Source organism: Bradyrhizobium diazoefficiens, from assembly GCF_016616885.1.
In the GTDB taxonomy this organism is placed as follows: Bacteria; Pseudomonadota; Alphaproteobacteria; order Rhizobiales; family Xanthobacteraceae; genus Bradyrhizobium; species Bradyrhizobium diazoefficiens_F.
Map to the genome: position 1 here is coordinate 2,368,806 of NZ_CP067102.1, position 24,547 is coordinate 2,393,352.

Annotated in this window: 22 protein-coding genes; 17 read left to right on the forward strand and 5 right to left on the reverse strand. The window is 63.9% G+C overall.

Going from position 1 to position 24,547, the window contains the following annotated elements; translation table 11 throughout:
* Positions 1 to 105: 105 nt before the first annotated feature.
* From JJC00_RS10700 to JJC00_RS10735, 8 genes are all read left to right on the forward strand, one after another.
* Positions 106 to 3,243: an efflux RND transporter permease subunit gene (locus JJC00_RS10700; protein WP_200472528.1), complete on the forward strand. Its 3,138-nt coding sequence runs from the start codon at positions 106 to 108 to the stop codon at positions 3,241 to 3,243.
* 33 nt (positions 3,244 to 3,276) lie between these two features.
* Positions 3,277 to 3,876 (forward strand): TetR/AcrR family transcriptional regulator, encoded by a 600-nt coding sequence (locus JJC00_RS10705; protein WP_200472529.1) that lies wholly within the window; start codon positions 3,277 to 3,279, stop codon positions 3,874 to 3,876.
* A gap of 108 nt (positions 3,877 to 3,984) precedes the next feature.
* Entirely contained in the window at positions 3,985 to 4,608 is a 624-nt protein-coding gene (locus JJC00_RS10710; protein ID WP_200472530.1) for a flavin reductase family protein, read from the forward strand.
* 302 nt (positions 4,609 to 4,910) lie between these two features.
* Positions 4,911 to 7,178 carry an acyl-CoA dehydrogenase gene (locus JJC00_RS10715; RefSeq protein WP_200472531.1) on the forward strand — a complete coding sequence of 756 codons (2,268 nt, stop codon included), beginning with the start codon at positions 4,911 to 4,913 and terminating at the stop codon, positions 7,176 to 7,178.
* Positions 7,178 to 8,461: an acetyl-CoA C-acetyltransferase gene (locus JJC00_RS10720; RefSeq protein ID WP_200472532.1), complete on the forward strand. Its 1,284-nt coding sequence runs from the start codon at positions 7,178 to 7,180 to the stop codon at positions 8,459 to 8,461. The genes JJC00_RS10715 and JJC00_RS10720 overlap by 1 nt, the downstream gene beginning before the upstream one ends.
* A gap of 2 nt (positions 8,462 to 8,463) precedes the next feature.
* Positions 8,464 to 10,560: a 3-hydroxyacyl-CoA dehydrogenase NAD-binding domain-containing protein gene (locus JJC00_RS10725; protein WP_200472533.1), complete on the forward strand. Its 2,097-nt coding sequence runs from the start codon at positions 8,464 to 8,466 to the stop codon at positions 10,558 to 10,560.
* Positions 10,561 to 10,567: 7 nt separating this feature from the next.
* Positions 10,568 to 10,978: an acyl-CoA thioesterase gene (locus tag JJC00_RS10730; protein WP_200472534.1), complete on the forward strand. Its 411-nt coding sequence runs from the start codon at positions 10,568 to 10,570 to the stop codon at positions 10,976 to 10,978.
* A 219-nt stretch (positions 10,979 to 11,197) separates the two neighbouring features.
* A complete protein-coding gene (locus JJC00_RS10735; protein WP_200472535.1) occupies positions 11,198 to 11,389 on the forward strand; it encodes a hypothetical protein in 192 nt (63 codons plus the stop codon).
* A gap of 142 nt (positions 11,390 to 11,531) precedes the next feature.
* Here the strand turns inward: JJC00_RS10735 and JJC00_RS10740 are convergent, their stop codons facing one another.
* Positions 11,532 to 11,984: a nuclear transport factor 2 family protein gene (locus tag JJC00_RS10740; RefSeq protein ID WP_200472536.1), complete on the reverse strand. Its 453-nt coding sequence runs from the start codon at positions 11,982 to 11,984 to the stop codon at positions 11,532 to 11,534.
* A gap of 154 nt (positions 11,985 to 12,138) precedes the next feature.
* Between JJC00_RS10740 and JJC00_RS10745 the strand changes: the two genes are divergently transcribed.
* Both JJC00_RS10745 and JJC00_RS10750 read left to right on the forward strand, forming a co-directional pair.
* A complete protein-coding gene (locus tag JJC00_RS10745; protein ID WP_200472537.1) occupies positions 12,139 to 12,813 on the forward strand; it encodes an HAD family hydrolase in 675 nt (224 codons plus the stop codon).
* A gap of 105 nt (positions 12,814 to 12,918) precedes the next feature.
* The gene (locus tag JJC00_RS10750; RefSeq protein ID WP_200472538.1) at positions 12,919 to 13,767 is read left to right on the forward strand and encodes a DeoR/GlpR family DNA-binding transcription regulator; all 849 of its coding nucleotides are present in this window, start codon (positions 12,919 to 12,921) and stop codon (positions 13,765 to 13,767) included.
* A gap of 4 nt (positions 13,768 to 13,771) precedes the next feature.
* Here the strand turns inward: JJC00_RS10750 and JJC00_RS10755 are convergent, their stop codons facing one another.
* On the reverse strand, positions 13,772 to 14,188 hold the full coding sequence (locus JJC00_RS10755) for a type II toxin-antitoxin system VapC family toxin (protein WP_200472539.1): 417 nt from the start codon (positions 14,186 to 14,188) through the stop codon (positions 13,772 to 13,774).
* Entirely contained in the window at positions 14,188 to 14,439 is a 252-nt protein-coding gene (locus JJC00_RS10760) for a type II toxin-antitoxin system Phd/YefM family antitoxin (RefSeq protein WP_200472540.1), read from the reverse strand. Before JJC00_RS10760 ends, JJC00_RS10755 begins: the two co-directional genes overlap by 1 nt.
* A gap of 285 nt (positions 14,440 to 14,724) precedes the next feature.
* Between JJC00_RS10760 and glpD the strand changes: the two genes are divergently transcribed.
* From glpD to JJC00_RS10795, 7 genes are all read left to right on the forward strand, one after another.
* Positions 14,725 to 16,275, forward strand: coding sequence for a glycerol-3-phosphate dehydrogenase (glpD, locus tag JJC00_RS10765; RefSeq protein ID WP_200472541.1), 1,551 nt, complete (start codon positions 14,725 to 14,727; stop codon positions 16,273 to 16,275).
* Positions 16,272 to 17,411, forward strand: a complete 1,140-nt coding sequence (locus JJC00_RS10770; RefSeq protein WP_200472542.1) for an ABC transporter ATP-binding protein — start codon at positions 16,272 to 16,274, stop codon at positions 17,409 to 17,411. The genes glpD and JJC00_RS10770 overlap by 4 nt, the downstream gene beginning before the upstream one ends.
* 12 nt (positions 17,412 to 17,423) lie before the next feature.
* Positions 17,424 to 18,509, forward strand: a complete 1,086-nt coding sequence (locus tag JJC00_RS10775; protein WP_200472543.1) for an ABC transporter ATP-binding protein — start codon at positions 17,424 to 17,426, stop codon at positions 18,507 to 18,509.
* A complete protein-coding gene (locus tag JJC00_RS10780; RefSeq protein WP_027529250.1) occupies positions 18,509 to 19,483 on the forward strand; it encodes a carbohydrate ABC transporter permease in 975 nt (324 codons plus the stop codon). Before JJC00_RS10775 ends, JJC00_RS10780 begins: the two co-directional genes overlap by 1 nt.
* Complete coding sequence (locus JJC00_RS10785) at positions 19,483 to 20,289, forward strand: carbohydrate ABC transporter permease (protein ID WP_045007915.1); 807 nt, start codon at positions 19,483 to 19,485, stop codon at positions 20,287 to 20,289. Before JJC00_RS10780 ends, JJC00_RS10785 begins: the two co-directional genes overlap by 1 nt.
* Positions 20,290 to 20,299: 10 nt before the next feature.
* A complete protein-coding gene (locus tag JJC00_RS10790; RefSeq protein WP_200472544.1) occupies positions 20,300 to 20,629 on the forward strand; it encodes a DUF2160 domain-containing protein in 330 nt (109 codons plus the stop codon).
* 76 nt (positions 20,630 to 20,705) lie between these two features.
* A complete protein-coding gene (locus JJC00_RS10795) occupies positions 20,706 to 22,502 on the forward strand; it encodes an ABC transporter substrate-binding protein (RefSeq protein WP_200472545.1) in 1,797 nt (598 codons plus the stop codon).
* A gap of 216 nt (positions 22,503 to 22,718) precedes the next feature.
* On the opposite strand, the gene JJC00_RS10800 is transcribed toward JJC00_RS10795, so the two are convergent.
* Positions 22,719 to 23,819 (reverse strand): alkene reductase, encoded by a 1,101-nt coding sequence (locus JJC00_RS10800; protein WP_200472546.1) that lies wholly within the window; start codon positions 23,817 to 23,819, stop codon positions 22,719 to 22,721.
* Between the two features lie 182 nt (positions 23,820 to 24,001).
* Positions 24,002 to 24,505, reverse strand: a complete 504-nt coding sequence (locus JJC00_RS10805; RefSeq protein WP_200472547.1) for a DUF1993 domain-containing protein — start codon at positions 24,503 to 24,505, stop codon at positions 24,002 to 24,004.
* Positions 24,506 to 24,547 lie beyond the last annotated feature (42 nt).

Genomic DNA, 24,547 nt, shown 5'->3' on the forward strand with positions numbered 1-24,547 from the left:
TCCAGAATCTGCCCAGCCCCCTGGATTGCTTCGCTGCCTCGCGACGACGCCTTGAACAGAGCGGCTGTCGTTTTTGGCAATTGGATCGTTTTTCCGGAGAGAGCGATGAAGCGCTTCAACCTTTCGGCCTGGGCCGTCAGCCATCCGACGCTGGTCCTGTTCTTGATGCTCGTGCTCGGCGTCGCCGGCTTCTTCTCCTATCAGAAGCTCGGCCGCGCCGAGGATCCGTTCTTCACCGTGAAGGTGGTCAACGTCTCCGTGATGTGGCCAGGCGCGACGGCACAGGAGATGCAGACCCAGGTCGCGGATCCCATCGAGAAGAAGATCCAGGAGCTGCCTTACTTCGAGAAGGTGCAGACCTATTCCAAGCCCGGCTTCACGGCGCTCCAGGTCACCTTCCGCGACTCCACGCCGCCGAAGGACGTGCCGTACCTCTTCTATCTGCTGCGCAAGAAGCTGGTCGACGTGCAGGGCCAGTTGCCGGCAGGCATTCTGGGACCGGTCGTCAACGACGAATTCTCCGACGTCGACTCCATCCTTTACATGATGACCGGCGACGGCGCCGACTACGCCCAGCTCAAGAAGGTCTCGGAAGGTTTCCGTCAGCGCCTGCTGAAGGTGCCCGGCGTGACCAAGGTCGACGTCTACGGCAATCAGGACGAGCGCATCTTCGTCGAATTTTCGCATGCGAAGCTCGCCACGCTCGGCATCACGCCGCAGGCGCTGTTCGACTCGCTCGCCAAGCAGAACAACGTGACGCCGGCCGGTACTGTCGAGACCTCGTCGCAGCGCGTGCCGCTGCGCGTCACCGGTGCGCTCGACGGCGCCAAGGCTGTGGCCGAGACCCCGGTCGAGAGCAACGGCCGCGTATTCCGCCTCGGCGACATCGCCACCGTCACCCACGGCTATGTCGATCCGCCGAGCTTCGTGGTGCGCCAGGAAGGCAAGCCCGCGATCGGCATCGGCGTCGTCACCGCCAAGGGTGCCAACATCCTCGACCTCGGCAAGGAGGTCGAGAAGGCGACGGCTGAGTTCATGAAGGCGGTGCCGCAGGGCGTCGACGTCAACCTGATTGCCGACCAGCCCAAGGTGGTCGAGCACGCCGTCGGCGAGTTCGTGCACTCCTTCATGGAAGCGCTCGTCATCGTGCTGTTCGTCTCGTTCCTGGCACTGGGCTGGCGCACCGGCATCGTGGTCGCGCTGTCCGTGCCGCTGGTGCTCGGCATCGTCTTCATCGTCATGAACACGATGTCGCTCGACCTGCACCGCATCACGCTGGGTGCGCTGATCATCGCGCTCGGCCTGCTGGTCGATGACGCCATCATCGCGGTCGAGATGATGGTGGTGAAGATGGAGCAGGGCTGGGATCGTTTTCGCGCGGCGTCGTTTGCCTGGGAATCCACTGCGTTTCCGATGCTCACGGGAACGCTGGTCACGGCCGCTGGCTTCCTCCCCATCGGCTTTGCCAATTCCGCGGTCGGCGAATATGCCGGCAGCATCTTCTGGATCGTGGCGATCGCGCTGGTCGCCTCCTGGTTCGTGGCGGTGATCTTCACGCCCTATATCGGCGTCATGCTGCTGCCCAACATCAAGGTGCACCACAACCACGATCCGCATGCGGTCTACGAGACCCGCATGTACCGGGGCCTGCGCGCTATCGTGCAATGGTGCGTCAACCACCGCATCACCGTGGTGGCCGCGACCGTCGGCGTCTTCATCGCTTCCATCGTCGGCTTCGGCCATGTTCAGCAGCAGTTCTTCCCGCTGTCGGAACGGCCTGAGCTGTTCCTGCAGTTGCGCCTGCCCGAGGGCACCGCCTTCAACGTCACCGAGAAGGCGGTGAAGAAGGCCGAGACGCTGCTGAAGGACGACAAGGATATCGAAACCTATACGTCTTACGTCGGCCAGGGCTCGCCGCGCTTCTGGCTTGGTCTCAACCCGCAGCTGCCGAACGAGGCCTTTGCCGAGATCGTCATCGTCGCCAAGGGGGTCGAGGCGCGCGAACGGGTCAAGGCCAAGATCGAGGGCGCGGTTGCCGACGGCATGCTGACCGAAGCGCGCGTACGCGTCGACCGCTTCAATTTCGGTCCGCCGGTCGGCTTCCCCGTGCAGTTCCGCGTGATCGGCCCCGACGCCAACAAGGTGCGCGAGATCGCCTACCAGGTTCGCGACGTCATGCGGCAGAACAAGAGCGTGAAGGACGTCCAGCTCGACTGGAACGAGCAGTCGCCCTACCTCAAGCTCGTCGTCGACCAGGATCGCGCCCGCGCCATGGGTCTCACCCCGCAGGACGTCTCCCAGGCGCTGTCCATGCTGATTTCGGGTGCGCAGGTCACGACCGTGCGTGATGGCATCGAGAAGGTCGGCGTGGTTGCGCGAGCGATCCCGTCCGAGCGTCTCGATCTCGGCGGCGTCGGCGATCTCACCATCACTTCGAAGAACGGCGTCGCCGTGCCGCTGCAGCAGATCGCCAAGATCGAGTATGCCCACGAGGAGCCGATCATGTGGCGGCGTAACCGCGACATGGCGATCACTGTGCGCTCCGACGTCGTCGACGGGGTGCAGGCGCCCGACGTCACCAGCCAGATCACGCCGAAGCTGCAGCAGATCAAGGACTACCTCGAGCCGGCCTACCGCATCGAGCCGGGTGGCGCGTTCGAGGAATCCGCCAAGGGCAATGCCTCGATCTTCATCCTCTTCCCGGTGATGGTCATGGTGATGCTGACGCTGCTGATGATCCAGCTGCAGAGCTTCTCGCGCCTGTTCCTGGTGTTCCTGACCGCGCCGCTCGGCATCGTCGGCGCCTCTTTCGGCCTCAACGTCGCCAATGCCCCGTTTGGCTTCGTGGCGCTGCTCGGCCTGATTGCGCTCGCCGGCATGATCATGCGCAACGCGGTCATCCTGGTCGACCAGATCGAGACCGACGTCTCGCACGGCCTGACCCGGCGCGAGGCGATCGTGGAAGCAACCGTTCGCCGCGCCCGTCCGGTGGTGCTGACGGCGCTTGCCGCCATCCTCGCCATGATCCCGCTGTCGCGCTCGGCCTTCTGGGGCCCGATGGCGATCACGATCATGGGAGGCTTGTTCGTGGCGACCTTCCTGACGCTGCTGTACCTGCCGGGCCTCTATGCCCTGTGGTTCAGGAAGAGCCTGGACGAGGCGGGGACGCCGGAGCAGCCTGCCGCGCCGCAGCATGGGAGCGATGACGAGCACGCAATTCCGCTTGCTGAAGCGGCTGAATAAATGAGAAGACTACCGATGAACGAGTCCTGAAACATGACACTGGTTGCGGAACATATCGAAGGCGACACCCGGGACCGTATTCTCGAGGTGGCCGAGCGGCTGTTCCGCGTAATCGGCTATCAGAAGACCACGGTCGGGGACATCGCCAAAGAGCTCCGGATGAGCCCCGCCAACGTCTATCGCTTCTTCGAATCGAAGAAGGCGATTCACCAGGCGGTGGCACGGGGGTTGATGGGCGAGGTCGAGCTGGAAGCGCAGCGGATCGTGGCGAAGCCGGGTCCGGTCAAGGAGCGCTTCCGCGAGCTGCTCACCACCATCCACCGCATGAACACCGAGCGCTATGTCGGTGATTCCAAGCTGCACGAGATGGTCGAGATCGCGATGCAGGAAGACTGGGACGTCTGCGTCACCCATATGGAGTGCATCGCCGGCGTGATCGGCCAGATGATCGCGCAAGGCGCGGCCACCGGCGAGTTCGAGGCGCCCGACCTGCAGCTGGCATCGCTATGCGCCTGCACCGCCATGATGCGCTTCTTCCACCCCCAGATGATCGCCCAGTGCGCCACCAAGCCGGGCCCGAGCATCGACCAGATGATCGATTTCGTCATCGCGGGTCTGTCGCCGCACCACTGACGGGCGGCCGAGTTTCCCCTATAAGCACACCTGTCGTCATTCCGGGGCGCGCGCACCGGAGTTCGATGCTTTGCATCGCCCCGGAATGACGCAAAGTGGAGCGCTAGCGTGACCGACAAAGACCTGTACTTCTACGAGCCCGCCAAGGGCCACGGCCTCAAGCACGATCCCTTCAACGCCATCATCGCGCCGCGGCCGATCGGCTGGATTTCCTCGCGCGACACCAGGGGCCACGTCAACCTCGCGCCCTACAGCTTCTTCAACGCCTTCGCTTACGTGCCGCCGATCATCGGCTTCTCCTCCACCAACTGGAAGGACTCGGTTGAGAACATCCAGCAGACCGGCGAATTCGTCTGGAATCTCGCCACGATGGATCTCGCCAGGCACATGAACGCGACCGCCGCGCATGTCGCGCCTGAGGTCGACGAGTTCGAGATCGCGGGCCTCACCGCCGTGCCGGGCAAGCTCGTCAACGTGCCGCGCGTCGGCGAAAGCCCGGTCGCCTTTGAATGCAAGGTCTCCGACATCGTCCGCCTCAAAGGCGCCGACGGCAAGGAGGCCGACGCCTGGTTGACGCTCGGCGAGGTCGTCGCCGTCCACATCGACAGGGCCATGATCAAGGACGGCGTCTACCAGACCGCCGCCGCCCGCCCGATCGTTCGTGCGGGGCGCCGGGGCGACTATTTCGAGATCAAGCCGGAAAACATGTTCGAGTTGGTCCGGCCGGATTAGGTCCAAGTCTCTCTCCCATCGTCATTCTGGGGCGACGCGTTAGCGTCGAGCCCGGAATCCATTCATCAACCAACGCTGCCACACGATGGATTCCGGGCTCACGCTTCGCGTGCCCCGGAATGACGGCGGAGGCATTCGGCCCCGCCCCCTCCCGGAACTGCCAGCACGCCTCGGCCGTTATCGTCCCCGGGGGCGGCTGCCCGGCCGCGTCAATTCGCATCTTTTTGCCCGCGAAGTCTTCACTCCCGACGGCCAATTTCCGCTAAAATACCCGATAACCGCGCCGTTGCATGAGGTCCGCCATGAGCTTCCGCCGCGACACCATCACCAAGCCGATCTTCTCCTGGGCGCGCGGCGTGCTGCCGGCGATGTCCGACACCGAGCGCGAGGCGCTGGAGGCCGGCGACGTCTGGTGGGACGCCGACCTCTTCACCGGCAATCCCGACTGGTCGAAGCTGCTCAAGATCCCGCAGGCGAAACTGACCGACGAGGAGCAGGCCTTCCTCAATGGTCCCGTCGACGAGCTCTGTGCCATGCTCGACGAGTGGAAGATTTTTTGGGAATGGCGCGATCTTCCTCAGGAGGCCTGGACCTTCATCAAGCGCGAAAAATTCTTCGGCATGATCATTCCGAAGGAGTTTGGCGGGCTCGGCTTCTCGCCCTATGCGCATTCGGAAGTCGTGCGAAAAATCTCGACGCGCTCGATCGCGGCCGCCGTCACGGTGATGGTGCCGAACTCGCTCGGCCCCGGCGAGCTCTTGATGCGCTTCGGCACCAAGGAGCAGCAGGAGCGCTGGCTGCCGCGCCTGGCGGATGGCCGCGACATTCCCTGCTTCGGCCTCACCAGCCCCGAGGCCGGCTCCGACGCCGCCTCGATGGTCGACACCGGCATCATCTGCAAGGGCAACTTCGAGGGGCAAGAGGTCACAGGCCTCAGGCTCAACTGGCACAAGCGCTACATCACGCTCGGCCCCGTCGCGACGCTGCTCGGTCTCGCCTTCAAGGCTTACGATCCCGATCATCTCGTCGGCGAACAGGAAGAGCTCGGCATCACGGTGGCGCTGATCCCGACCAATCTGCCCGGCGTCGAGATCGGCCATCGCCATTTGCCGTCAATGCAGGTGTTCCAGAACGGCCCGAACTGGGGCCGCGACGTCTTCATTCCGCTCGACTATGTCATCGGCGGTGAGGCACGGCTGGGCCAAGGCTGGAAGATGCTGATGACCGCGCTCGCCGCCGGCCGCGGCATCTCGCTGCCGTCACTCTCTGCGGCCGGCGCCGCCTACGCGGCGCGCACCACCGGCGCCTATGCCCGCATCCGCGAGCAGTTCGGCATCTCCATCTCAAAGTTCGAGGGCGTCGAGGAGCCGCTCGCGCGCATCGTCGCCACAGCCTATCAGCTCGACGCGGCGCGGCGGCTGACCTGCGCGGCGCTCAATGCCGGCGTCCATCCCGCCGTCATCTCCGGCATCATGAAGCTGCACGCGACCGAGCGGATGCGCATCGCAATCGACGACGCCATGGACATCCATGGCGGCAAGGCCGTGATCGACGGGCCCCAGAACTACCTCGGCAATCTCCACCGCGCCGTGCCTGTCGGCATCACGGTCGAGGGCGCCAACATCCTCACCCGCAACCTCATCGTGTTCGGGCAGGGCGCGATCCGCGCACATCCCTATCTGCTCGACGAGATGAAGGCGCTCGCCGACACCGATCACGAGCGCGGGCTCACAGCGTTCGACAGCGCGTTCTGGAAGCATGTCGGCCACAGCTTCCGGACGCTGTTCCGCGCCTTTGGCCGCAGCTGGACCTTTGGCGCCTTCGCGCTTGCACCGGATGCGGGCGATGCCACGCCATTCTATCGCCAGCTTTCGCGCTACTCCGCGGCGTTCGCGCTCTGCGCCGACATGGCGCTGCTCACGCTCGGCGGTGCGCTGAAGCGGAAGGAGATGCTGTCGGCGCGGTTCGGCGACATTCTCTCCGAACTCTATCTGCTCTCGGCCGCGCTAAAACGCTGGCAGGACGAGGGCCGGCAGAAGCAGGACATTGCTGCGCTGGAATGGTGCATGGCGACGGGCTTTAGAACCATCGAGAACCGGCTTGCCGAAATCCTCGCCAATTTGCCGAATCGCTTCGTCGCCGTGATCCTCAAGCTCGTGGTGCAGCCCTTCGGCGCCCGCGTGCTCGGCCCGTCCGACCGCGTCGTCCACCAATGCGCAAGCCTCGTGCTGGAGCCCTCGGCGGCGCGCGATCGGCTCACACCCGATCTCGCACATGTCGACGACGACAACGGCTTCGCTCGGCTGGAGCGGGCGTTCAAGCTGGTCGTGGCGACCGATGCCATCGCCAAGCGCATGCGCGCCGCGCATATCCGCGACTGGAAGGACGCCGTCACCAAGGGCGTGATCACGCAGGCGGAAGGCGAGCAGCTCGCGGCCGCTCATGAAGCCGTCACAAAAGTGATCGAGGTCGACGATTTTGCGCCGGAAGCGCTGTCGCCGATTTACAAGAAATCCGGCGACGTGCATCAGTTCTTCCAGGAACTCGGTGAACAGAGGGCGGCGAGCTGATGGCACGACCGGTTTTCATCGTCGACGGCAGCCGGACGCCGTTTCTGAAAGCGCGCTCCGGACCCGGCCCGTTCACGCCGGTCGATCTCGCCGTGCAGTGCGGCCGGCCGCTCCTGGCGCGCCAGCCGTTTTCGCCAACCGATTTCGACCAGGTCATCCTCGGCTGTGTCAACGTGATCGCCGACGAGATGAACCCGGCGCGCGTCGCCGCACTCCGGCTCGGCATGGGCGAGGACATGGTCGCCTTCACCGTGCAGATCAATTGCGGCTCCGGCATGCAGTCGATCGAAACCGCCTACCGCTACATCCGCGAAGGCCATGCCGACATGGTCCTTGCCGGCGGCACCGAGGCGCTCAGCCACGCGCCGCTGGTCTGGCCGAATTCCGGTGTGCGTTGGTTCGCCGGCCTCGCCACTGCCAAGGGCATGGCCGCCAAGCTCGCCGCCGCGTTCAAGCTGCGGCCGCGCTATCTCAAGCCGATCATCGGGCTGGAGCGCGGGCTCACTGATCCCATCACCGAACTGAACATGGGCCAGACGGCCGAAGTGGTCGGCCATCTCTTCGGCATTACGCGCGCCCAGTCCGATGCCTACGCCGCCGAAAGCCATCGCCGGCTCGCGCATGCGCAAGGCGCGGGCTTTCTGAAGGGCGAGGTCGAGACCGCCTTCTCCCGCGACGGAAAATTTTTCGACCATGATGACGGCGTGCGTCCGGACTCCACGGCCGAGACGCTGGCAAAGCTCCGGCCAGTGTTCGAGCGTCCCTGGGGCCAGGTGACCGCCGGCAATTCCTCGCAGATCACCGATGGCGCCTCCTGGGTGATCCTGGCGTCCGACGCGGCGGTCGCAAAGCACAAGCTCACACCGAAGGCTGCGATCGTCGACAGCAACTGGGCCGCGCTCGATCCTGCTATCATGGGCCTCGGCCCCGTGATGTCGGCCACGCCGCTCCTGACCCGCAACAATCTCACCATCAAGGACGTCGAGACCTGGGAGCTGAACGAGGCCTTTGCGACGCAAGTCCTCGGCTGTCTCGCAGCCTGGAACGACGACAAATTCTGCCGCGAGATTCTCAGGCTCGACGGCGCGGCCGGCGAGATCGATCGCGAAAAACTCAACGTCGATGGCGGCGCGATCTCGCTCGGCCATCCCGTCGGCACCTCCGGCAACCGCATCGTGCTGCATCTCGTCAATGCCATGAAGCGGCTCGGCACGCGGCGCGGGATTGCGACCGAATGCATCGGCGGCGGGCTCGGCGGTGCCATGCTGATCGAGGCGGTGTGACCATGGATTCGAAAATCATGACCGCGCTCGGCGACCGCGTGCTGGCGCTCGGACCCCAGCCCGCGGCCGACGGTCCGTACAGGCATTTCAAGCTGACGCGCGATGCCGACGGCGTCGCCTGGTTGCTGTTCGACCGGGCCGATGCCAGCGCCAATACGCTGTCCTCCGACGTGATGGAGGAGTTCGACGCCGTGCTCGCGGCGATCGAAACCGAGCGGCCCGCGGGCCTCGTGATCCGCTCGGCAAAGCCGTCCGGCTTTATCGCCGGCGCCGACGTCAACGAATTCCGCGGCGCCAGCGATCCCGCGATGGTGGAAACCCGCATCCGCGCCGCGCATGCGGTGGTGGACCATCTTGAAGTGCTGAAGCTGCCGACGGTCGCGGTCATCCACGGTTTTTGCCTCGGCGGCGGACTCGAGGTCGCGCTCGCCTGCCAGTCGCGCATCGCCATCGACGGCGCGCGCTTCGGCTTCCCGGAAGTGATGCTAGGCCTGCATCCCGGTCTCGGCGGCACCGCGCGTTTCACCGCACTGGTCAATCCGACCCAGTCGATGGCGCTGATGCTGACCGGCCGCACCATCGATGCGCGCCGCGCCAAAGCGCTCGGCCTCGTCGACAGCGTGACGCAGGAGCGCCATGTCCGCAACGCGGTGAAAGATGTGCTGTTCGGCCGGCTGAAGCGGGCCCGGGCCGGCCTGCTCACCCGCGCGGCCAATCTCGGCCCGGTGCGTGGGCTCCTTGCCAAACGCATGCGCTCGGAGGCGGCGAAGGCCGCGCCCCGCGAGCATTATCCCGCCCCATACGCGCTGATCGATCTCTGGGAGACGCATGGCGGCAGCAAGGCTGCGATGCTGAAGGCAGAGCAGGCGTCCTTCGCCAAGCTGATGGTGACGCCGACCGCGCAGAATCTGATCCGCGTGTTCTTCCTGCGCGAGCAGATGAAGAAAGCCGCCGGCTCCGGCAACACGGTCAAGCACGTCCATGTCATCGGGGCCGGCGCCATGGGTGGTGATATCGCCGCGTGGTGCGCGGGGCAGGGGCTGCGCGTCTCACTGGCCGACATGAAGGCCGAGCCGATCGCGGGCGCGGTGAAGCGCGCGGCCGAGCTTTACGGCAAGATCATCCGCAAGCCGACCGAGGTCCGCGATGCGCTCGATCGCCTGATCCCCGACATGGACGGCGAGGGCGTCCGCAATGCCGATCTCATCATCGAGGCGGTGCCGGAAAAGCTCGAGCTCAAGCAGAAGGTTTATGCCGGCCTCGAGCCCAAGATGAAGCCGGATGCGATCCTCGCCACCAACACGTCGAGCATTCCGCTTCAGGACCTCCGAACGACATTGACGCGGCCAGAGCGCCTCGTTGGCCTGCACTTCTTCAATCCGGTGTCGCGGCTGCAACTGGTCGAGGTCGTCAGCCACGACGGCAACGATGGGCAGGTGCTGAAGGAGGCGCTCGCTTTCGTCGGTGCGATCGACCGCCTGCCGCTGTCGGTGAAGAGCTCGCCGGGCTTCCTCGTCAACCGCGCGCTGACGCCCTACATGCTGGAAGCCATGGTGATGCTGGACGAGAAGATCGATCCGCGCCTGATCGACGCCGCCGCCGAACAGTTCGGCATGCCGATGGGTCCGATCGAGCTGGCCGATCAGGTCGGTCTCGACATCTGTCTCGACGTCGGTGACATGCTGCGCACCAGGTTTGGTGACCTGCTGCCGCCGACGCCGGCGTGGTTGCGCGAAAAAGTCGCCAAGGGCGAGCTTGGCCGCAAGACCGGCAAGGGGTTTTACACCTGGAAGGACGGCAAGGCGGAGAAGGCGCCATTGCCGGAGACCGGTCCGCGCGTCACCGACCAGATGATCGACCGCCTGGTGTTGCCGATGTCCAATGTCTGCGTCGCGTGCCTGCGCGAAGGCATCGTCGACGATCCCGATGCGGTCGATGGCGCCATGATCTTCGGCACCGGTTATGCGCCGTTCCGCGGCGGGCCGCTGAACTATGCACGTGCACGCGGCGTGGAGAATGTCGTATCGACCATGCGCGCGCTGGCCGAGCGATTCGGTGGGCGCTTCGCGCCCGATCCGGGCTGGGACAATTTCAAGTGAGAGGCACATGAGCGAACAGGCCGACACCGAGCCGAGCGGCGATCTTTGCATCCGTACGCTGGCGATGCCCGCCGACACCAACGCCAATGGCGACATCTTTGGCGGCTGGCTGCTCAGCCAGATGGACGTCGGCGGCGGCGTGTTCGCATCAAAACTCGCGAAGTCACGCACTGTGACGGTTGCGATCGACGCGATGAATTTTCGCAAGGCCGTCTATGTCGGCGATCTCGTCTCGGTTTATGCCAATTTGGTGCGCGTCGGCCGCACCTCGCTCACCATCCATCTTGAAGCTTGGGCGCTGCGGCGGCGTGAGCTGCAGCAGATCCTCGTCACCGACGGCAATTTTACTTACGTCTCGATCGACGATAGCGGCCACCCGCAGGCGATCCAGCGAAATGCTCCGCCGATCGCGACGTAACCGCGCGCAGCGTTCCGGCATCTCACGAAATCTTGCAGCATCGTGAAACGCGGCGACCGTGAGTCAACGCGCCGCGGCTTTGCCAACAACCAGTCATAAAACGGATGAGGTCCCAGGGTACTCAATAACGCGTCGATTCGGGGTGGAAACGGCCGATTTGTCCTCAGGAACCTTTGGGCAGAGTCGTCGTTATTGCCCGCACTGAGGAATCTACGGGCCATGCCGGACAGCTACATCATCGAAGTGAATTCAGAGGCCGCGGGCATTGTCGTCCGCGGTCAGGGAGGCTACTGCTTCTTCGCCTCGTCCCATCAGTTCAATCGCCTCGAAGGCCAGCTCTTCCGCAACGCGCGCGAAGCCGAGCGCGCTGCGCGCAAGCTGGTTAACGGCGATGTGAAGGAGGCGGCGTAGTCAGCCGCCGGTCATTCCGGGGCGCGCGAAGCGCGAGCCCGGAATATATCGTGCTGCAGAAATTGCCGATCAACGGATTCTCAGATGCGCAATTCCGCATCATAGTTCGCGCCTTTCGGCGCGCCGCGGAATGACCCGTCAATCACAGCTTCGTCGCCGCGCGCGACAGGAGCTTCCACTCGCCGCCCTGCTTCTGCCAGTTCATCAGGATGTGGAGGTTGGTCGGCACTTTTTTCCCATCGGCCGCCATCTCCTGTTCCGCGACCCAGTGGAAGCGCACGATCGCGGCGGGGCCGACCACCTTGATGGTCGGATCCTTGTATTCGATCGAGAGGAACTTCGATTTGCCGTCGGTGGCGTTGGCGATGAAGGTCGCTTTGTCCTCGACCTTGCCGCTGGAATGGCTGTAGCTGAGATCGTCCCAGCACAGCGCGCCGAGCGCTTTCGGGTCGGCCGCGATCTGGGCGAGGCGGAAGGCCTCGACCTGCTTCGCCACGGCTTCATCGTCGGCAGAGGCCGCCAGCGCCGGTGTTGCGAAAGCGAGCGTGGAGACGGCAAGAGTCGAGAGAGCCAGATCGCGTCGGTTGATCGTCATCGTTTCCTCCTTTTTGATCTTGTATGGAGTGTTGCAGCAGCGCGCGGCTTTGTCGAGTGGCGCGTGGTCGTCATGCGTGTGCGTCATTGCGCGCGCGAGGCTCTATTGATACGTCTTCGGCATTGATGCGTCGCGCATTCGGGAAAGTACAGACATGATCGAGACTCTCGGCAGGGCATTGCTGTTCGATATCGACGGCACGCTCGCCAACACCGACCCGCTGCACCTGAAGGCGTTCAATCAGGTACTAGGTCCTCACGGTCATGTTTTCGACCACGTGCGCTTCTCCAGGGAGCTGCAAGGCTTCGCCAACGTGTCGATCGGTGAGCGTTTTCTGCCTGACGAGACCTTGGAACGACGCGCCGCCATTCTCGGCGAGAAGGAGGAAGTCTTCCGCACGCTGGTCGCAGGACAGGTCGAGCCGCTGCCGGGCCTGATGGCGCTGCTCGACCGCGCGGACGCGGCCGGCATTCCCATGGTCGCCGTGACCAATGCGCCGCGTCTCAATGCTGAGTTGCTGCTGTCCGGCCTCGGCATCACGCACCGCTTCAAGGCGCTCGTGATCGGCGACGAACTGCCGCACGGCAAGCCGCATCCGCTGCCATATCAGGAGGGCTTGCGCTTCGTCGGCGCCAGCGCGGCTGCCTCGATCGCCTTCGAGGATTCGCGCTCCGGCGTGCAGTCGGCCACCGCCGCCGGCATTCCAACCATCGGCATCCGGACCAGCCTCAGCGACGCTGACCTTGTTGGATCAGGCGCGGTCGCCTCCGCGAGTGCCTTCGACGATCCGGCGCTGCTCGCGCGGCTCGCTGCTGCCATGACCTGGTAAGAAACGGCGTGTTGAGGGTTTCATCCATTAACCGTGATCGGCGCGCGCATTGACCGCGCGCGCAAACCGCCGCACCATGCATCGTTCTGATTTGAGGCCATTGCCGTGACCGGATTGACCCATCGCCAAGCTGAGATCCTCAACATCGCCCGCGCTTCCGGCCGCGTCATGGTCGAAGAGCTGGCGCGCCGGTTCGAAGTCTCGGCGCAGACGATCCGCAAGGACCTCAACGATCTCTGCGAGCGCCGTTCGCTGACCCGCGTCCATGGCGGCGCGATCATCGCCTCGGGCGTCGAAAATCTCGCTTACGAGGCGCGCCGCTTCGTCGCCGCCGACGAGAAAAAGGCGATCGGCGCGGCCGCAGCCTCGCTGATCCCGAACGGCTGCTCGCTCTTCATCAACATCGGCACGACGACGGAGGAGGTTGCGAGCGCGCTGACCTCGCATGAGGATCTCCTCGTCATCACCAACAACCTCAACGTCGCCATGCTGCTCTACCGCCACCCCCGCATCGAGGTGGTGGTCGCCGGCGGCACGGTGCGGCGCGCCGACGGCGCCGTGGTCGGTTCGACTGCAACGCAGCTGATTGGCCAGTTCAAGGTCGACTACGCCATCATCGGCGCGTCCGCGATCGACGAGGAGGGCGCGCTGCTCGACTTCGACTATCGCGAGGTGCAGGTGGCGCAGGCCATCATCGCCAATGCCCGCAGCGTCATGCTGGTGGCCGATTCCACAAAACTTCGCCGCAGCGCGCCGGTCCGCATCGCCCATATCAGCCAGATCCAGACCTTCGTCACCGATCAGGAGCTGCCCGAGCGCCTCACCACCATCTGCCACAGCAAGGGCATCGAGGTGGTGGAAGCGATGCCGAAAGGAGCGGGAGATATCGATGACGCGCAGGCCGAAGCGCAGGACGCCGCGCCGGAAGCCGCACCAGTGGTGCGGCTGAGATAGCGCGTTAGGTGGCGCGCCACGGATTGAGCAGCGGCACGCCAGTAGGTTCGAAGTCCCCGACATTGCGCGTGACAACCGTCAATCCGTGAACTAGCGCTGTCGCTGCGATGAGAGCGTCGCGTTCGGCCCGCGGATTGGGAACATGAAGTTGCGCACAGCGCTGTGCCACGGCCGTGTCGATGGCCAGGATGCGTCCCTCGAAGCGAGTCAGAACTTGATCCCCGATCCACGCGCGCAAGACAGCGCCTTGCACAGCGTCCCTGCGCTCGATCAGACGCGCGCCAAGTTCAATCTCGAGAATCGAGATGACGGACAAGAAGAAATTCGCCACGGGAGCTGCATTGGCCCAAGCGACGACGTTGCGATCGGCTTTATCCGGTCGTCTGAGTTCGGAAACGACATTGGTATCCAGTAGAAACATCAATCGAGATCGGCGGGCCTGAAGACCCCGCCGGGCACGCGAGGCGGATCGAAATCAAAGTCCGCGCTCGCTTGCGCCAGAGCTTCGGCAAGGCTCATGCGTTCGCCGCTCAGGCGCAGATAATCTTCGATCGTCAGCAGCACATGGGCCGGGCGGCCGCGATCCGTAATGAAGACGGGTCCTTGCGAAGCGGCTTTTTTCGCGCCGCTAGTGTCCTGATTGAATTCTCGACTGGAGAGGGTGGTCACCATGGTCAGAGCTCCCAGTTGCGACGGTATCTTGGGTAAGTATATGTAGGCATGTTTCTACATTCAAGGCCACGAATCGGCTCATTGGTTGAATCATCCACATGCCGTGCAATCACGCCGATTGCTTCTGAATCTGCCTGTCTCTCTGCCTATTCCTGCGCCATTCTGGTGGAGGAAAAAGTTCCACTTTCACTTCCGGTCCCCTCTCTTTCGTCTTGCTTTCGTTTTTCGGTGTGATCTAATCAAAAACGAAAGTAGCCACTCGACGGAACGAGTGGTCGCCGGGGGATGCGTCTGTTGGAGCGTATTTTCGACCTCGCCATCATTGGAGGCGGTGTTAACGGTTGCGGCATCGCGCGCGATGCCGTGGGCCGCGGAAACACGGTTTTCCTGTGCGAAATGAACGATCTGGCGAGCGGGACGTCGTCCTGGTCGACCAAGCTGGTCCATGGCGGCCTGCGCTATCTCGAATATTACGAGTTTCGGCTGGTCCGCGAAGCGCTGATCGAGCGCGAGATTCTCTGGGGCATCGCGCCCCACATCATCCGTCCCCTGCGTTTCGTCTTGCCGCACCACGCAGGCCTGCGCCCGGCCTGGCTGCTGCGCCTTGGCCTCTTCCTCTACGATCACATTGGCGGTCGTCATTTGCTGCCGGCGACCCGCTCGGTCGATCTCAGGCGCGACGAGGTCGGCCGTCCGTTGATCCCGAATCGCTATAGCCGCGCATTCGAATATTCCGACTGCTTCGTCGATGACGCCCGCCTGGTCGTGCTCAATGCGCGCGACGCCGCCGACAAGGGCGCCGAGATTCGCACCCGCACCCGTGCGACGGATATCAAGCAGTCCGACGGCATCTGGACCGTCGGCATGGTCGACACGCTGACCGGCGCGCGCTCGCAGATCCAGGCCCGCGCGCTGGTCAATGCCGGCGGCCCCTGGGTCGAGGACGTGCTCGGACGCGGTGCCGGCGTGAATGCGAAAGCAAAGGTGCGCCTGGTGCAGGGCTCGCACATCGTGGTCAAGAAGCTCTACGACCATGACCGCGCCTACATGTTCCAGAACGCCGACGGCCGCATCATCTTCGTCATCCCGTATCAGGACGATTTTACGCTGATCGGCACCACCGACCGCGACTATGACGGCGATCCCGCCAAGGTGAAGGCCACAGCGGAGGAGATCCAATATCTCTGCGCGGCCGCAAGCGAATATCTCGCCAAGCCCGTGACATCAGACGACGTGGTCTGGACCTATTCCGGCGTGCGGCCGCTTTATGACGACGGCGCCAGCGAAGCCAAGGCCGCGACCCGCGATTACGTGTTCGAGCTCGACACGCCCGGCGGTTCGCCGCTGCTGTCGATCTATGGCGGCAAGATCACAACCTATCGCCGCCTTGCCGAAGAGGCGTTGGAACGGCTCGCGCCCTACCTTCGCAGTGCGAAAGCGCGCGAGGGCTGGACCGGCAAATGGCCGCTGCCCGGCGGCGACATGGACGTGTCGGCCGTCGACGGCCTGATCGGCGAGCTGCAGCGCGGCTATTCCTTCCTCAGCCATGAGCATGCGCGACGCCTCGCGCGCGCCTACGGCACCCGCGCCATCAAATTGCTCGGCGACGCCAAATCGGCCGCCGATCTCGGCCAGGCCTTTGGCGCAACTCTGACCGAACGCGAGGTTCGCTACCTGATGACCAATGAATGGGCGGTGACCGCCGAGGATATCGTCTGGCGCCGCTCCAAGCTCGGTCTGCGACTATCTGCCGATGAAATTGCCGCTCTGGACGACTGGATCAGGACCCACGTCGTGTCGCAAAGTCCACTGCTGGAAGCAGGAGGACGCTCATGAGCGTGACACTCGATCACGTGACCCGGACCGTCGACGGTGTCCCACATATTCGCGACGTCTCGCTGACGCTGGAGAGCGGCACGCTGAACGTGCTGCTCGGGCCGACGCTGTCGGGCAAGACCTCGATCATGCGGTTGCTCGCCGGCCTCGACAAGCCGACCACGGGCAAGGTGCTGGTCAACGGCAAGGACGTTACCGGTGTGGACGTGCGCCAGCGTTCGGTTGCCATGGTCTATCAGCAATTCATCAACTACCCCTCGTTGACGGTCTATGAGAACATTGCCTCGCCCTTGCGCGTGCAGGGCAAGCCGCGGGAGGAGATCGAGGCGCGCGTGACGGAAGCGGCGCGTCTGCTGCGGCTCGAGCCGTTCCTGAAGCGCACGCCGCTCCAGCTCTCCGGCGGCCAGCAACAGCGCACCGCGATGGCGCGCGCGCTGGTGAAGGGCGCCGATCTCGTGCTGCTCGACGAGCCGCTCGCCAATCTCGATTACAAGCTGCGCGAGGAGCTGCGCGCCGAGCTGCCGCGCATCTTCGAGGCGTCGGGCGCGATCTTCGTCTATGCCACGACCGAGCCGACCGAGGCGCTGCTGCTCGGCGGCAACACGGTCTGCATGTGGGAAGGGCAGGCGCTCCAGATCGGCAGGACGCCCAACGTCTATCGCCAGCCGCAGACCCTGCGGGTCGCGCAGGTGTTTTCCGATCCGCCGCTCAATCTCGTCGGCATCGAGAAGAAGAACGGCTCGGTGCAATATGCGGGAGGCATCGCTGCACCGGCTTCCGGTCTCTATTCCTCACTCGCCGATGGCGCCTATCGCGTCGGTTTTCGCGCGCATCAGCTTGCACTCGCCAATGGCCAGACTGATCGTCACGCCTTCCATGCCACAGTGACGGTGACCGAGATCACCGGTTCGGAGAGTTTCGTGCATTTGACCCGCGACGGATCGAACTGGGTTGCGGTGCTGCACGGCGTGCACGAGTTCGAGCCCGGCCAGACCATCGACGCCGTGCTCGACCCCAATGACGTCTTTGTCTTCGACGCGGCTGATCGCCTAGTCGCCGCGCCTGCCGTAGCGTTTTCAAGCGAAGTGCGTAGCGGTTCGCGTGACGAAAACGCGTCAACAAGTAAAAGCTCGTGAGGGAGGTGCGATATGGCCCGCATTGACCTCGTCGATCTCGCCCATTCCTACGGCGGCAATGATGCGCCGCAGGAAACCTTTGCGCTGAAGCCGGTGACCATGACCTGGCGGCAGGGCGGCGCCTATGCGCTGCTCGGCCCGTCCGGCTGCGGCAAGACCACTCTGCTCAACGTCATCTCCGGCATCATCACGCCGTCGCGGGGGAAAATCCTGTTCGACGACAAGGACATCACACCGCTGTCAACCCAGAAGCGCAACATCGCCCAGGTGTTCCAGTTTCCGGTCATCTACGACACCATGACGGTGGGGCAGAACCTGGCGTTTCCGCTGAAGAACCGCGGCGTACCGAAGACCGAGATCGACAGGCGCGTTGCCGAGATCGGCCGCCTGCTCGATCTCGAACCCTATCTGAACCGCAAGGCGACGCGGCTCACCGCCGACGCCAAGCAGAAGATCTCGCTCGGTCGCGGCCTGGTCCGCTCCGACGTCGCCGCCGTGCTGTTCGACGAACCGCTGACGGTGATCGATCCGGAGCTGAAATGGCAGCTTCGCTCCAAGCTGAAGGCGCTGCATCGCGAGCTCGACCTCACGATGATCTACGTCACCCACGACCAGACCGAGGCGCTGACCTTCGCCGACACGGTCGTCGTCATGCATGACGGCCGCGTCGTGCAAAGCGGCACGCCGGCTGAGCTGTTCGACAAGCCGGCCCACACCTTCGTCGGCTATTTCATCGGCTCTCCCGGCATGAACATCCTGCCAGCCGAAGTGAAGGGGCGCGAGGCGCGGATCGGCGGCCATGTCATCGCGCTCAACCGCGCTTACGACAATCTACCGGCAGGCGCCAAGATCGAGATCGGCGTGCGTCCGGAATTCGTCGAGGTTGTCGCGCCCACGGCGGGGCTGCTCACCGCGAAGATCGAGCGTATTGACGATCTCGGCCGCGTCCGCTTTGCGCGTGCGCGTCTTGGCGACGCCAAGCTCGCGGCGCGGGCTCCGGCAGGCTTCACCAGCTCCGACGGCACGACCGGGCTGAAATTCGATCCGGCGCACGTCCACGTCTACGCCGACAGCCTTCTGGTGGAAGGAGCCGCCTGATGGACAAGACTATCAACCAAAAAGCCTGGTTCTTGGTGCTGCCGGTGTTCCTGGTCGTCGCCTTCTCGGCGGTGCTGCCGCTGATGACGGTGGTGAACTATTCGATGCAGGATACCTTCGGCAACAACCAGTTCTTCTGGAACGGCGTTGGCTGGTTCAAGGAATTGCTCGATCCTTCGACCGATCTCGGCGGCCGCTTCCTGGCCTCGCTCGGCCGCAATCTGTTCTTCTCGCTGGTGATCCTGGCCATCGAAGTGCCGCTCGGCATCGTCGTCGCACTGTCGATGCCGCGGCAGGGCTGGACCGTCGCGGCCTGCCTCGTCACCCTCGCGCTGCCGCTGCTGATTCCCTGGAACGTGGTCGGCACGATTTGGCAGATCTTTGGCCGGCCCGACATCGGCCTGCTCGGCTATACGCTTAATGCGATGGGCATTGACTACAATTACGTGTCCAACGCCGTCGACGCCTGGGTTACAGTCATCGTGATGGACGTCTGGCATTGGACCAGCCTCGTCGCGCTGCTCTGCTATGCCGGCTTGAAGTCGATCCCCGAGGCCTATTACCAGGCAGCTCAGATCGACGGCGCCTCGCGCTGGGCGGTGTTCAAGGCGATCCAGCTGCCGAAGATGAATCGCGTGCTGCTGATTGCCGTGCTGCTGCGCTTCATGGACAGCTTCATGATCTACACCGAGCCGTTCGTCGTCACCGGCGGCGGGCCCGGCAACTCGACCACCTTCGTGTCGATCGAGCTGGTCAAGATCGCGCTCGGCCAGTTCGACCTTGGCAAGGCTGCAGCACTTTCGCTGGTCTACAATCTGATCATCCTGATCGTCTGCTGGATCTTCTACACGGTCATGACCAATGCCGGCGCCGAGCGCAAAGTCCAGGCGGAGAGCGAGCCGGCAGCGGTTCCCAAGCCTTCGGCCAGCCTCAAGCCCGTGACTGCGCTCAAGCCAAAGGAAGGAGTGGTCTGATGCACTCGATCCCCGGCCGCCGCCTCATCATGGCGCTGTTCCTGATCTTCCTGCTGTTGCCGATCTACTGGCTCGTCAACATGAGCTTCAAGACCAACGCCGAGATCGTCTCGACGATGACGCTGTGGCCGCATGCGCCGACGTTGCAGCACTACAAGCGCATCTTCACCGACGAGAGCTGGTATTCCGGCTACATCAACTCGCTGGAATACGTCGTCCTCAACACCATCATCTCGATCTCGGTGGCGTTGCCGGCCGCTTATGCGTTCTCGCGCTACCGCTTCCTCGGCGACAAGCATCTGTTCTTCTGGCTGCTGTCGAACCGGATGGCGCCGGCCGCGGTCTACGCGCTGCCGTTCTTCAACCTCTATTCGGCGATCGGCCTGTTCGATACGCCGTGGGCGGTTGCGCTGGCGCACTGCATCTTCAACGTGCCCTTGGCGGTGTGGATCCTCGAGGGCTTCGTCTCCGGCGTGCCGCGCGAGATCGACGAGACCGCCTTCCTCGACGGCTATTCCTTCCCGCGCTTCTTCATCCGGATCCTGGTGCCGTTGATCGCGAGCGGCATCGGCGTCGCCGCCTTCTTCTGCTTCATGTTCTCCTGGGTCGAGCTGCTGCTGGCGCGGACGCTGACCTCGGTGCAAACCAAGCCGATCGCGGCGATCATGACGCGCACGGTGTCGGCGGCCGGCATGGATTGGGGCTTGCTGGCGGCTGCCGGCGTGCTCACCATCATTCCGGGCGCGCTGGTGATCTGGTTCGTCCGCAACTACATCGCGCGCGGCTTTGCGCTCGGCAGAGTTTAGGGAGGCGCTTGTGGAATCCATCGCATGGATGGCCTGGACGCTGCCGACGGCGATCTTCTTCGTCGCGCTCGCCTGTACGCTCGCGGTGATGACGTGGCTTGCGGCAGTCTATCCCGAGGCCGAGCGTGTCGGCGTGCTCAGCATCCCGACCACGCGCGGCGATCGCCTGTTCATCTCGCTGATTTTGGCTGCCGTCATCCACCTGGTATGGATCGGCCTGGTCGGCACCGACCCGATCGCCTCGCTGCCGATTGGCGAGGAGGGGATTGAGATTTCGAGCCTGTGGCTCGCAAGTGGAATTTCGCTGGTCACGGCCGTGCTCATTTTCCGCACGGTCTGAAGCTTGCGAAGGGACGGCCAGATCCGGGGGCAACCCGGGCCTGTATAAAAGTTTGTCGCTGCAACGGAGGAACAACATGCGACAGTTTAGGAGAAGGAAAGGTCCATTGACCAAGATCAGTTTTCTGACCGTATCGAGCGCCGCGGCCATTCTCGCCACCGCGTTCGCTGCCTCGGCGCCGGTCCGCGCCGCGGACGATGCCACGATCCAGAAGTGGATCGCGGAATTCCAGCCTTCGACCATTTCGAAGGACGACCAGAAGAAGGAGCTGGAGTGGTTCGCCAAGGCCGCCGAGCCCTTCAAGGGCATGGAGATCAACGTCGTCTCCGAGACCATCGCGACCCACGAATACGAGTCGCAGACGCTCGCCAAGGTGTTCTCTGAGCTGACTGGCATCAAGCTCAAGCACGACATCATTCAGGAAGGTGACGTCGTCGAAAAGCTGCAGACCCAGATGCAGTCCGGCAAGAACGTCTATGACGGCTGGATCAACGATAGCGACCTGGTCGGCACCCACTTCCGCTACGGCCAGACCATCGTGCTGTCGGATTACATGACCGGCGAGGGCAAGGACGTCACCGATCCCCAGCTCGACGTCAACGACTTCATCGGCAAGTCGTTCGGCACCGCGCCGGATGGCAAGCTCTATCAGCTGCCCGACCAGCAGTTCGCGAACCTTTATTGGTTCCGCTACGACTGGTTCACCAACCCCGACTACAAGGCCAAGTTCAAGGCCAAGTATGGCTACGATCTCGGCGTGCCCGTGAACTGGTCGGCGTATGAGGACATCGCCGAATTCTTCACCAACGACATCAAGGAGATCAACGGCGTCAAGGTCTACGGCCATATGGACTATGGCAAGAAGGACCCGTCGCTCGGATGGCGTTTCACCGACGCCTGGCTCTCGATGGCCGGCAACGGTGACAAGGGCATTCCGAACGGCCTGCCGGTCGACGAGTGGGGCATCCGCATGGAAGGCTGCCGCCCGGTCGGTTCGTCGATCGAGCGTGGTGGCGACACCAACGGTCCCGCGGCGGTCTACTCGATCACCAAGTACCTCGAGTGGATGAAGAAGTACGCTCCGCCGCAGGCGCAGGGCATGACCTTCTCTGAGTCGGGTCCGGTCCCGGCGCAGGGCAACATCGCCCAGCAGATGTTCTGGTACACCGCCTTCACCGCCGATATGGTGAAGCCGGGCATCGCCGTGATGAACGCGGACGGTACGCCGAAGTGGCGCATGGCTCCGTCGCCGCACGGTGCTTACTGGAAGGAAGGCATGAAGCTCGGCTACCAGGACGCGGGCTCGCTCACGCTTCTGAAGTCGACCCCGGCGGATCGCCGCAAGGCAGCCTGGCTCTATCTCCAGTTCATCGTCTCCAAGACGGTGTCGCTGAAGAAGAGCCATGTCGGTCTCACCTTCATCCGTGAATCCGACATCTGGGACAAGTCGTTCACCGAGCGTGCGCCGAAGCTCGGCGGCCTGATCGAGTTCTACCGCTCGCCCGCGCGCGTGCAGTGGACCCCGACCGGCAACAACGTGCCTGACTATCCGAAGCTCGCGCAGCTCTGGTGGCAGAACATCGGCGATGCGTCGTCCGGTGCGAAGACACCGCAAGCTGCGATGGATGCTCTTGCCGCCGCGCAGGACTCCGTCATGGAGCGTATCGAGAAGTCCGGCGTGCAAGGCGCCTGCGGTCCGAAGCTGCACAAGAAGGAGTCGGCCGAGTTCTGGTTCGCCAAGGCCCAGAAGGACGGCACCATCGCGCCGCAGCGCAAGCTCGCCAACGAGAAGCCGAAGGGCGAAACGGTCGACTACGACACGCTGATCAAGTCGTGGCCGGCCACCCCGCCCAAGCGCGCCTCGCTGCAGTAAGCGACGTCGCATAACGACGAAAGGCCGGGAGCAATCCCGGCCTTTTTCTTTTGCGAACGAACGCTGCAACTGCGCCGTCATTGCGAGCGAAGCGAAGCAATCCAGGAATATATCCGCGGAGACAGCCTGGATTGCTTCGTCGCATCAGCGCAAATTGCTACGCAATTTTGTCGCGAGCTCCTCGCAATGACGGAGGATGGAGCGCCGGCGTCGTCCTTACTCCGCCGGCTCGGCCGCGAGCGTCGGATAATCCGTGTAGCCCTTGGCGCCACCGCCGTAGAACGTGTTCTTGTCCCAATCGTTCAGCGTCGCGCCCGTCTTCAGTCGCTCGACGAGGTCCGGGTTGGAGATGAACGGCTTGCCGAAGGCGATCAGGTCGGCCGCGTTCGCGTCGAGCACCTTGGTCGCAAGGTCGAAGTCGTAGCCGTTGTTGGCCATGTAGGCGCCGGAGAAGCGCTTGCGCAGGCTCGCGTAGTCGAACGGCGCGATGTCGCGCGGGCCGCCGGTGGCGCCCTCAACGACGTGGAGATAGACCAGCTTCAGCGCACTGAGGCCGTCGACGATGTGGTCGTACAGGGCCTGCGGGTTCGAGTCCGAGATGTCGTTGGCGGGGGTCACCGGCGAGATGCGGATACCGGTGCGGTCGGCGCCGGCCTCGGCCACAACGGCCTTGGAGATTTCCAGCATCAGCTTGGCGCGGTTCTCGATGGAGCCGCCATAGGCATCGGTGCGCTTGTTCGTGCCGTCCTTGGCAAATTGCTCCAGCAAATAGCCGTTGGCGCCATGAATTTCGACGCCGTCAAAGCCGGCTTCCAGCGCATTCCTGGTGGCGCGCTTGAAGTCGTCGATGATGCCTGGAATTTCGGAGAGCTCGAGCGCGCGGGGCTCGGAGACGTCGGCGAAGGTGCCGTTCACAAAAGTCTTGCCCTTGGCGCGGATCGCGCTCGGCGCCACCGGGGCAGCGCCGTTGGCCTGCAGGTCGACATGCGAGATACGGCCGACATGCCAGAGCTGGATGAAGATCTTGCCGCCGCGCTCATGCACCTTGTCGGTGACCTTGCGCCAGCCGGCGACTTGATCCTTCGAATAGATGCCGGGGGTGTCCTGGTAGCCCTGGCCCTGCTGCGAGACCTGGCTCGCTTCGGTGATCAGCAGGCCTGCGGAAGCGCGCTGGCCGTAATAGTCGGCAGCGAGCGGGCTCGGCACGAAAGTGCCCGGCGCGGCGCGGTTGCGCGTCAGCGGCGCCATCGCCAGACGGTTCGCCAGCGTGATCGGGCCGAGCTTGTAGGTCTCAAACAATTTGGTCGGACGGCTCATTGGGGATGCTTCCAGGAGTTAAGATGTCTGGAACAATTGTGCATCGCGACAATCAGCGCAAGGGACGAGCCATACGGAAAGTGCAGGCGAGCTGCGCGGCAGGCTCCGCGCAGCATGATTCATCTGCAATCGGAGGCTGCGGCAGCGCATTTCTGCTGCCGCGGCCGTGCGATCTGACGAAGTCAGTTCGCGCCGAGGAAATCGCGTTTGCCGATCTCGACGCCGTTATGACGCATAATGCCGTGAGCGGTGGTGGCGTGGAAATAGAAGTTCGGCAACGAGACCGCGCTGAAGAACTGCTGGCCCTTGAGCGTCATGGTCCGGTCCGGGCCCGCCGGGAAGGTCACGTCCTTGGTGTCGGCGCCTTCGAACTGCTCCGGCTTGTACGATTTCACGTAGTCGATCGTCTTGGCGAGCCGCTGCTTCAGCTCCTCAAACGTCTTTTCCGTGTCGGGCATCGAAGGCACCTCGCTATGGGTCAGCCGGGCGCAGCCCTTGGCGGCGAAATCGCTGGCGAGCTGGATCTGCTTCGACAAGGGCAGCATGTCCGGGAAGAGGCGCGAGCCGAGCATGACGCTCGGGTCGATCTTTTTGGCCGCACAATGCGCCTCGGCCTTGGTGAGCAGGCTGGTGAGGCTGTTCAGCATCTGCAGATAGGCGGGGACGACGGCGTCATGGAAGGACATGTGATGCTCGCTTCAAATGGTGGGAAATCTCAGGGGAAAACC

Coding starts and splice junctions, on each gene's coding strand:
- JJC00_RS10700 (WP_200472528.1), top strand. CDS start 106: ATGAAGCGCTTCAACCTTTCGGCCTGGGCCGTCAGCCATCCGACGCTG.
- JJC00_RS10705 (WP_200472529.1), top strand. CDS start 3,277: ATGACACTGGTTGCGGAACATATCGAAGGCGACACCCGGGACCGTATT.
- JJC00_RS10715 (WP_200472531.1), top strand. CDS start 4,911: ATGAGCTTCCGCCGCGACACCATCACCAAGCCGATCTTCTCCTGGGCG.
- JJC00_RS10720 (WP_200472532.1), top strand. CDS start 7,178: ATGGCACGACCGGTTTTCATCGTCGACGGCAGCCGGACGCCGTTTCTG.
- JJC00_RS10725 (WP_200472533.1), top strand. CDS start 8,464: ATGGATTCGAAAATCATGACCGCGCTCGGCGACCGCGTGCTGGCGCTC.
- JJC00_RS10730 (WP_200472534.1), top strand. CDS start 10,568: ATGAGCGAACAGGCCGACACCGAGCCGAGCGGCGATCTTTGCATCCGT.
- JJC00_RS10735 (WP_200472535.1), top strand. CDS start 11,198: ATGCCGGACAGCTACATCATCGAAGTGAATTCAGAGGCCGCGGGCATT.
- JJC00_RS10740 (WP_200472536.1), bottom strand. CDS start 11,984: ATGACGATCAACCGACGCGATCTGGCTCTCTCGACTCTTGCCGTCTCC.
- JJC00_RS10745 (WP_200472537.1), top strand. CDS start 12,139: ATGATCGAGACTCTCGGCAGGGCATTGCTGTTCGATATCGACGGCACG.
- JJC00_RS10755 (WP_200472539.1), bottom strand. CDS start 14,188: ATGTTTCTACTGGATACCAATGTCGTTTCCGAACTCAGACGACCGGAT.
- JJC00_RS10760 (WP_200472540.1), bottom strand. CDS start 14,439: ATGGTGACCACCCTCTCCAGTCGAGAATTCAATCAGGACACTAGCGGC.
- glpD (WP_200472541.1), top strand. CDS start 14,725: ATGCGTCTGTTGGAGCGTATTTTCGACCTCGCCATCATTGGAGGCGGT.
- JJC00_RS10770 (WP_200472542.1), top strand. CDS start 16,272: ATGAGCGTGACACTCGATCACGTGACCCGGACCGTCGACGGTGTCCCA.
- JJC00_RS10775 (WP_200472543.1), top strand. CDS start 17,424: ATGGCCCGCATTGACCTCGTCGATCTCGCCCATTCCTACGGCGGCAAT.
- JJC00_RS10780 (WP_027529250.1), top strand. CDS start 18,509: ATGGACAAGACTATCAACCAAAAAGCCTGGTTCTTGGTGCTGCCGGTG.
- JJC00_RS10785 (WP_045007915.1), top strand. CDS start 19,483: ATGCACTCGATCCCCGGCCGCCGCCTCATCATGGCGCTGTTCCTGATC.
- JJC00_RS10795 (WP_200472545.1), top strand. CDS start 20,706: ATGCGACAGTTTAGGAGAAGGAAAGGTCCATTGACCAAGATCAGTTTT.
- JJC00_RS10800 (WP_200472546.1), bottom strand. CDS start 23,819: ATGAGCCGTCCGACCAAATTGTTTGAGACCTACAAGCTCGGCCCGATC.
- JJC00_RS10805 (WP_200472547.1), bottom strand. CDS start 24,505: ATGTCCTTCCATGACGCCGTCGTCCCCGCCTATCTGCAGATGCTGAAC.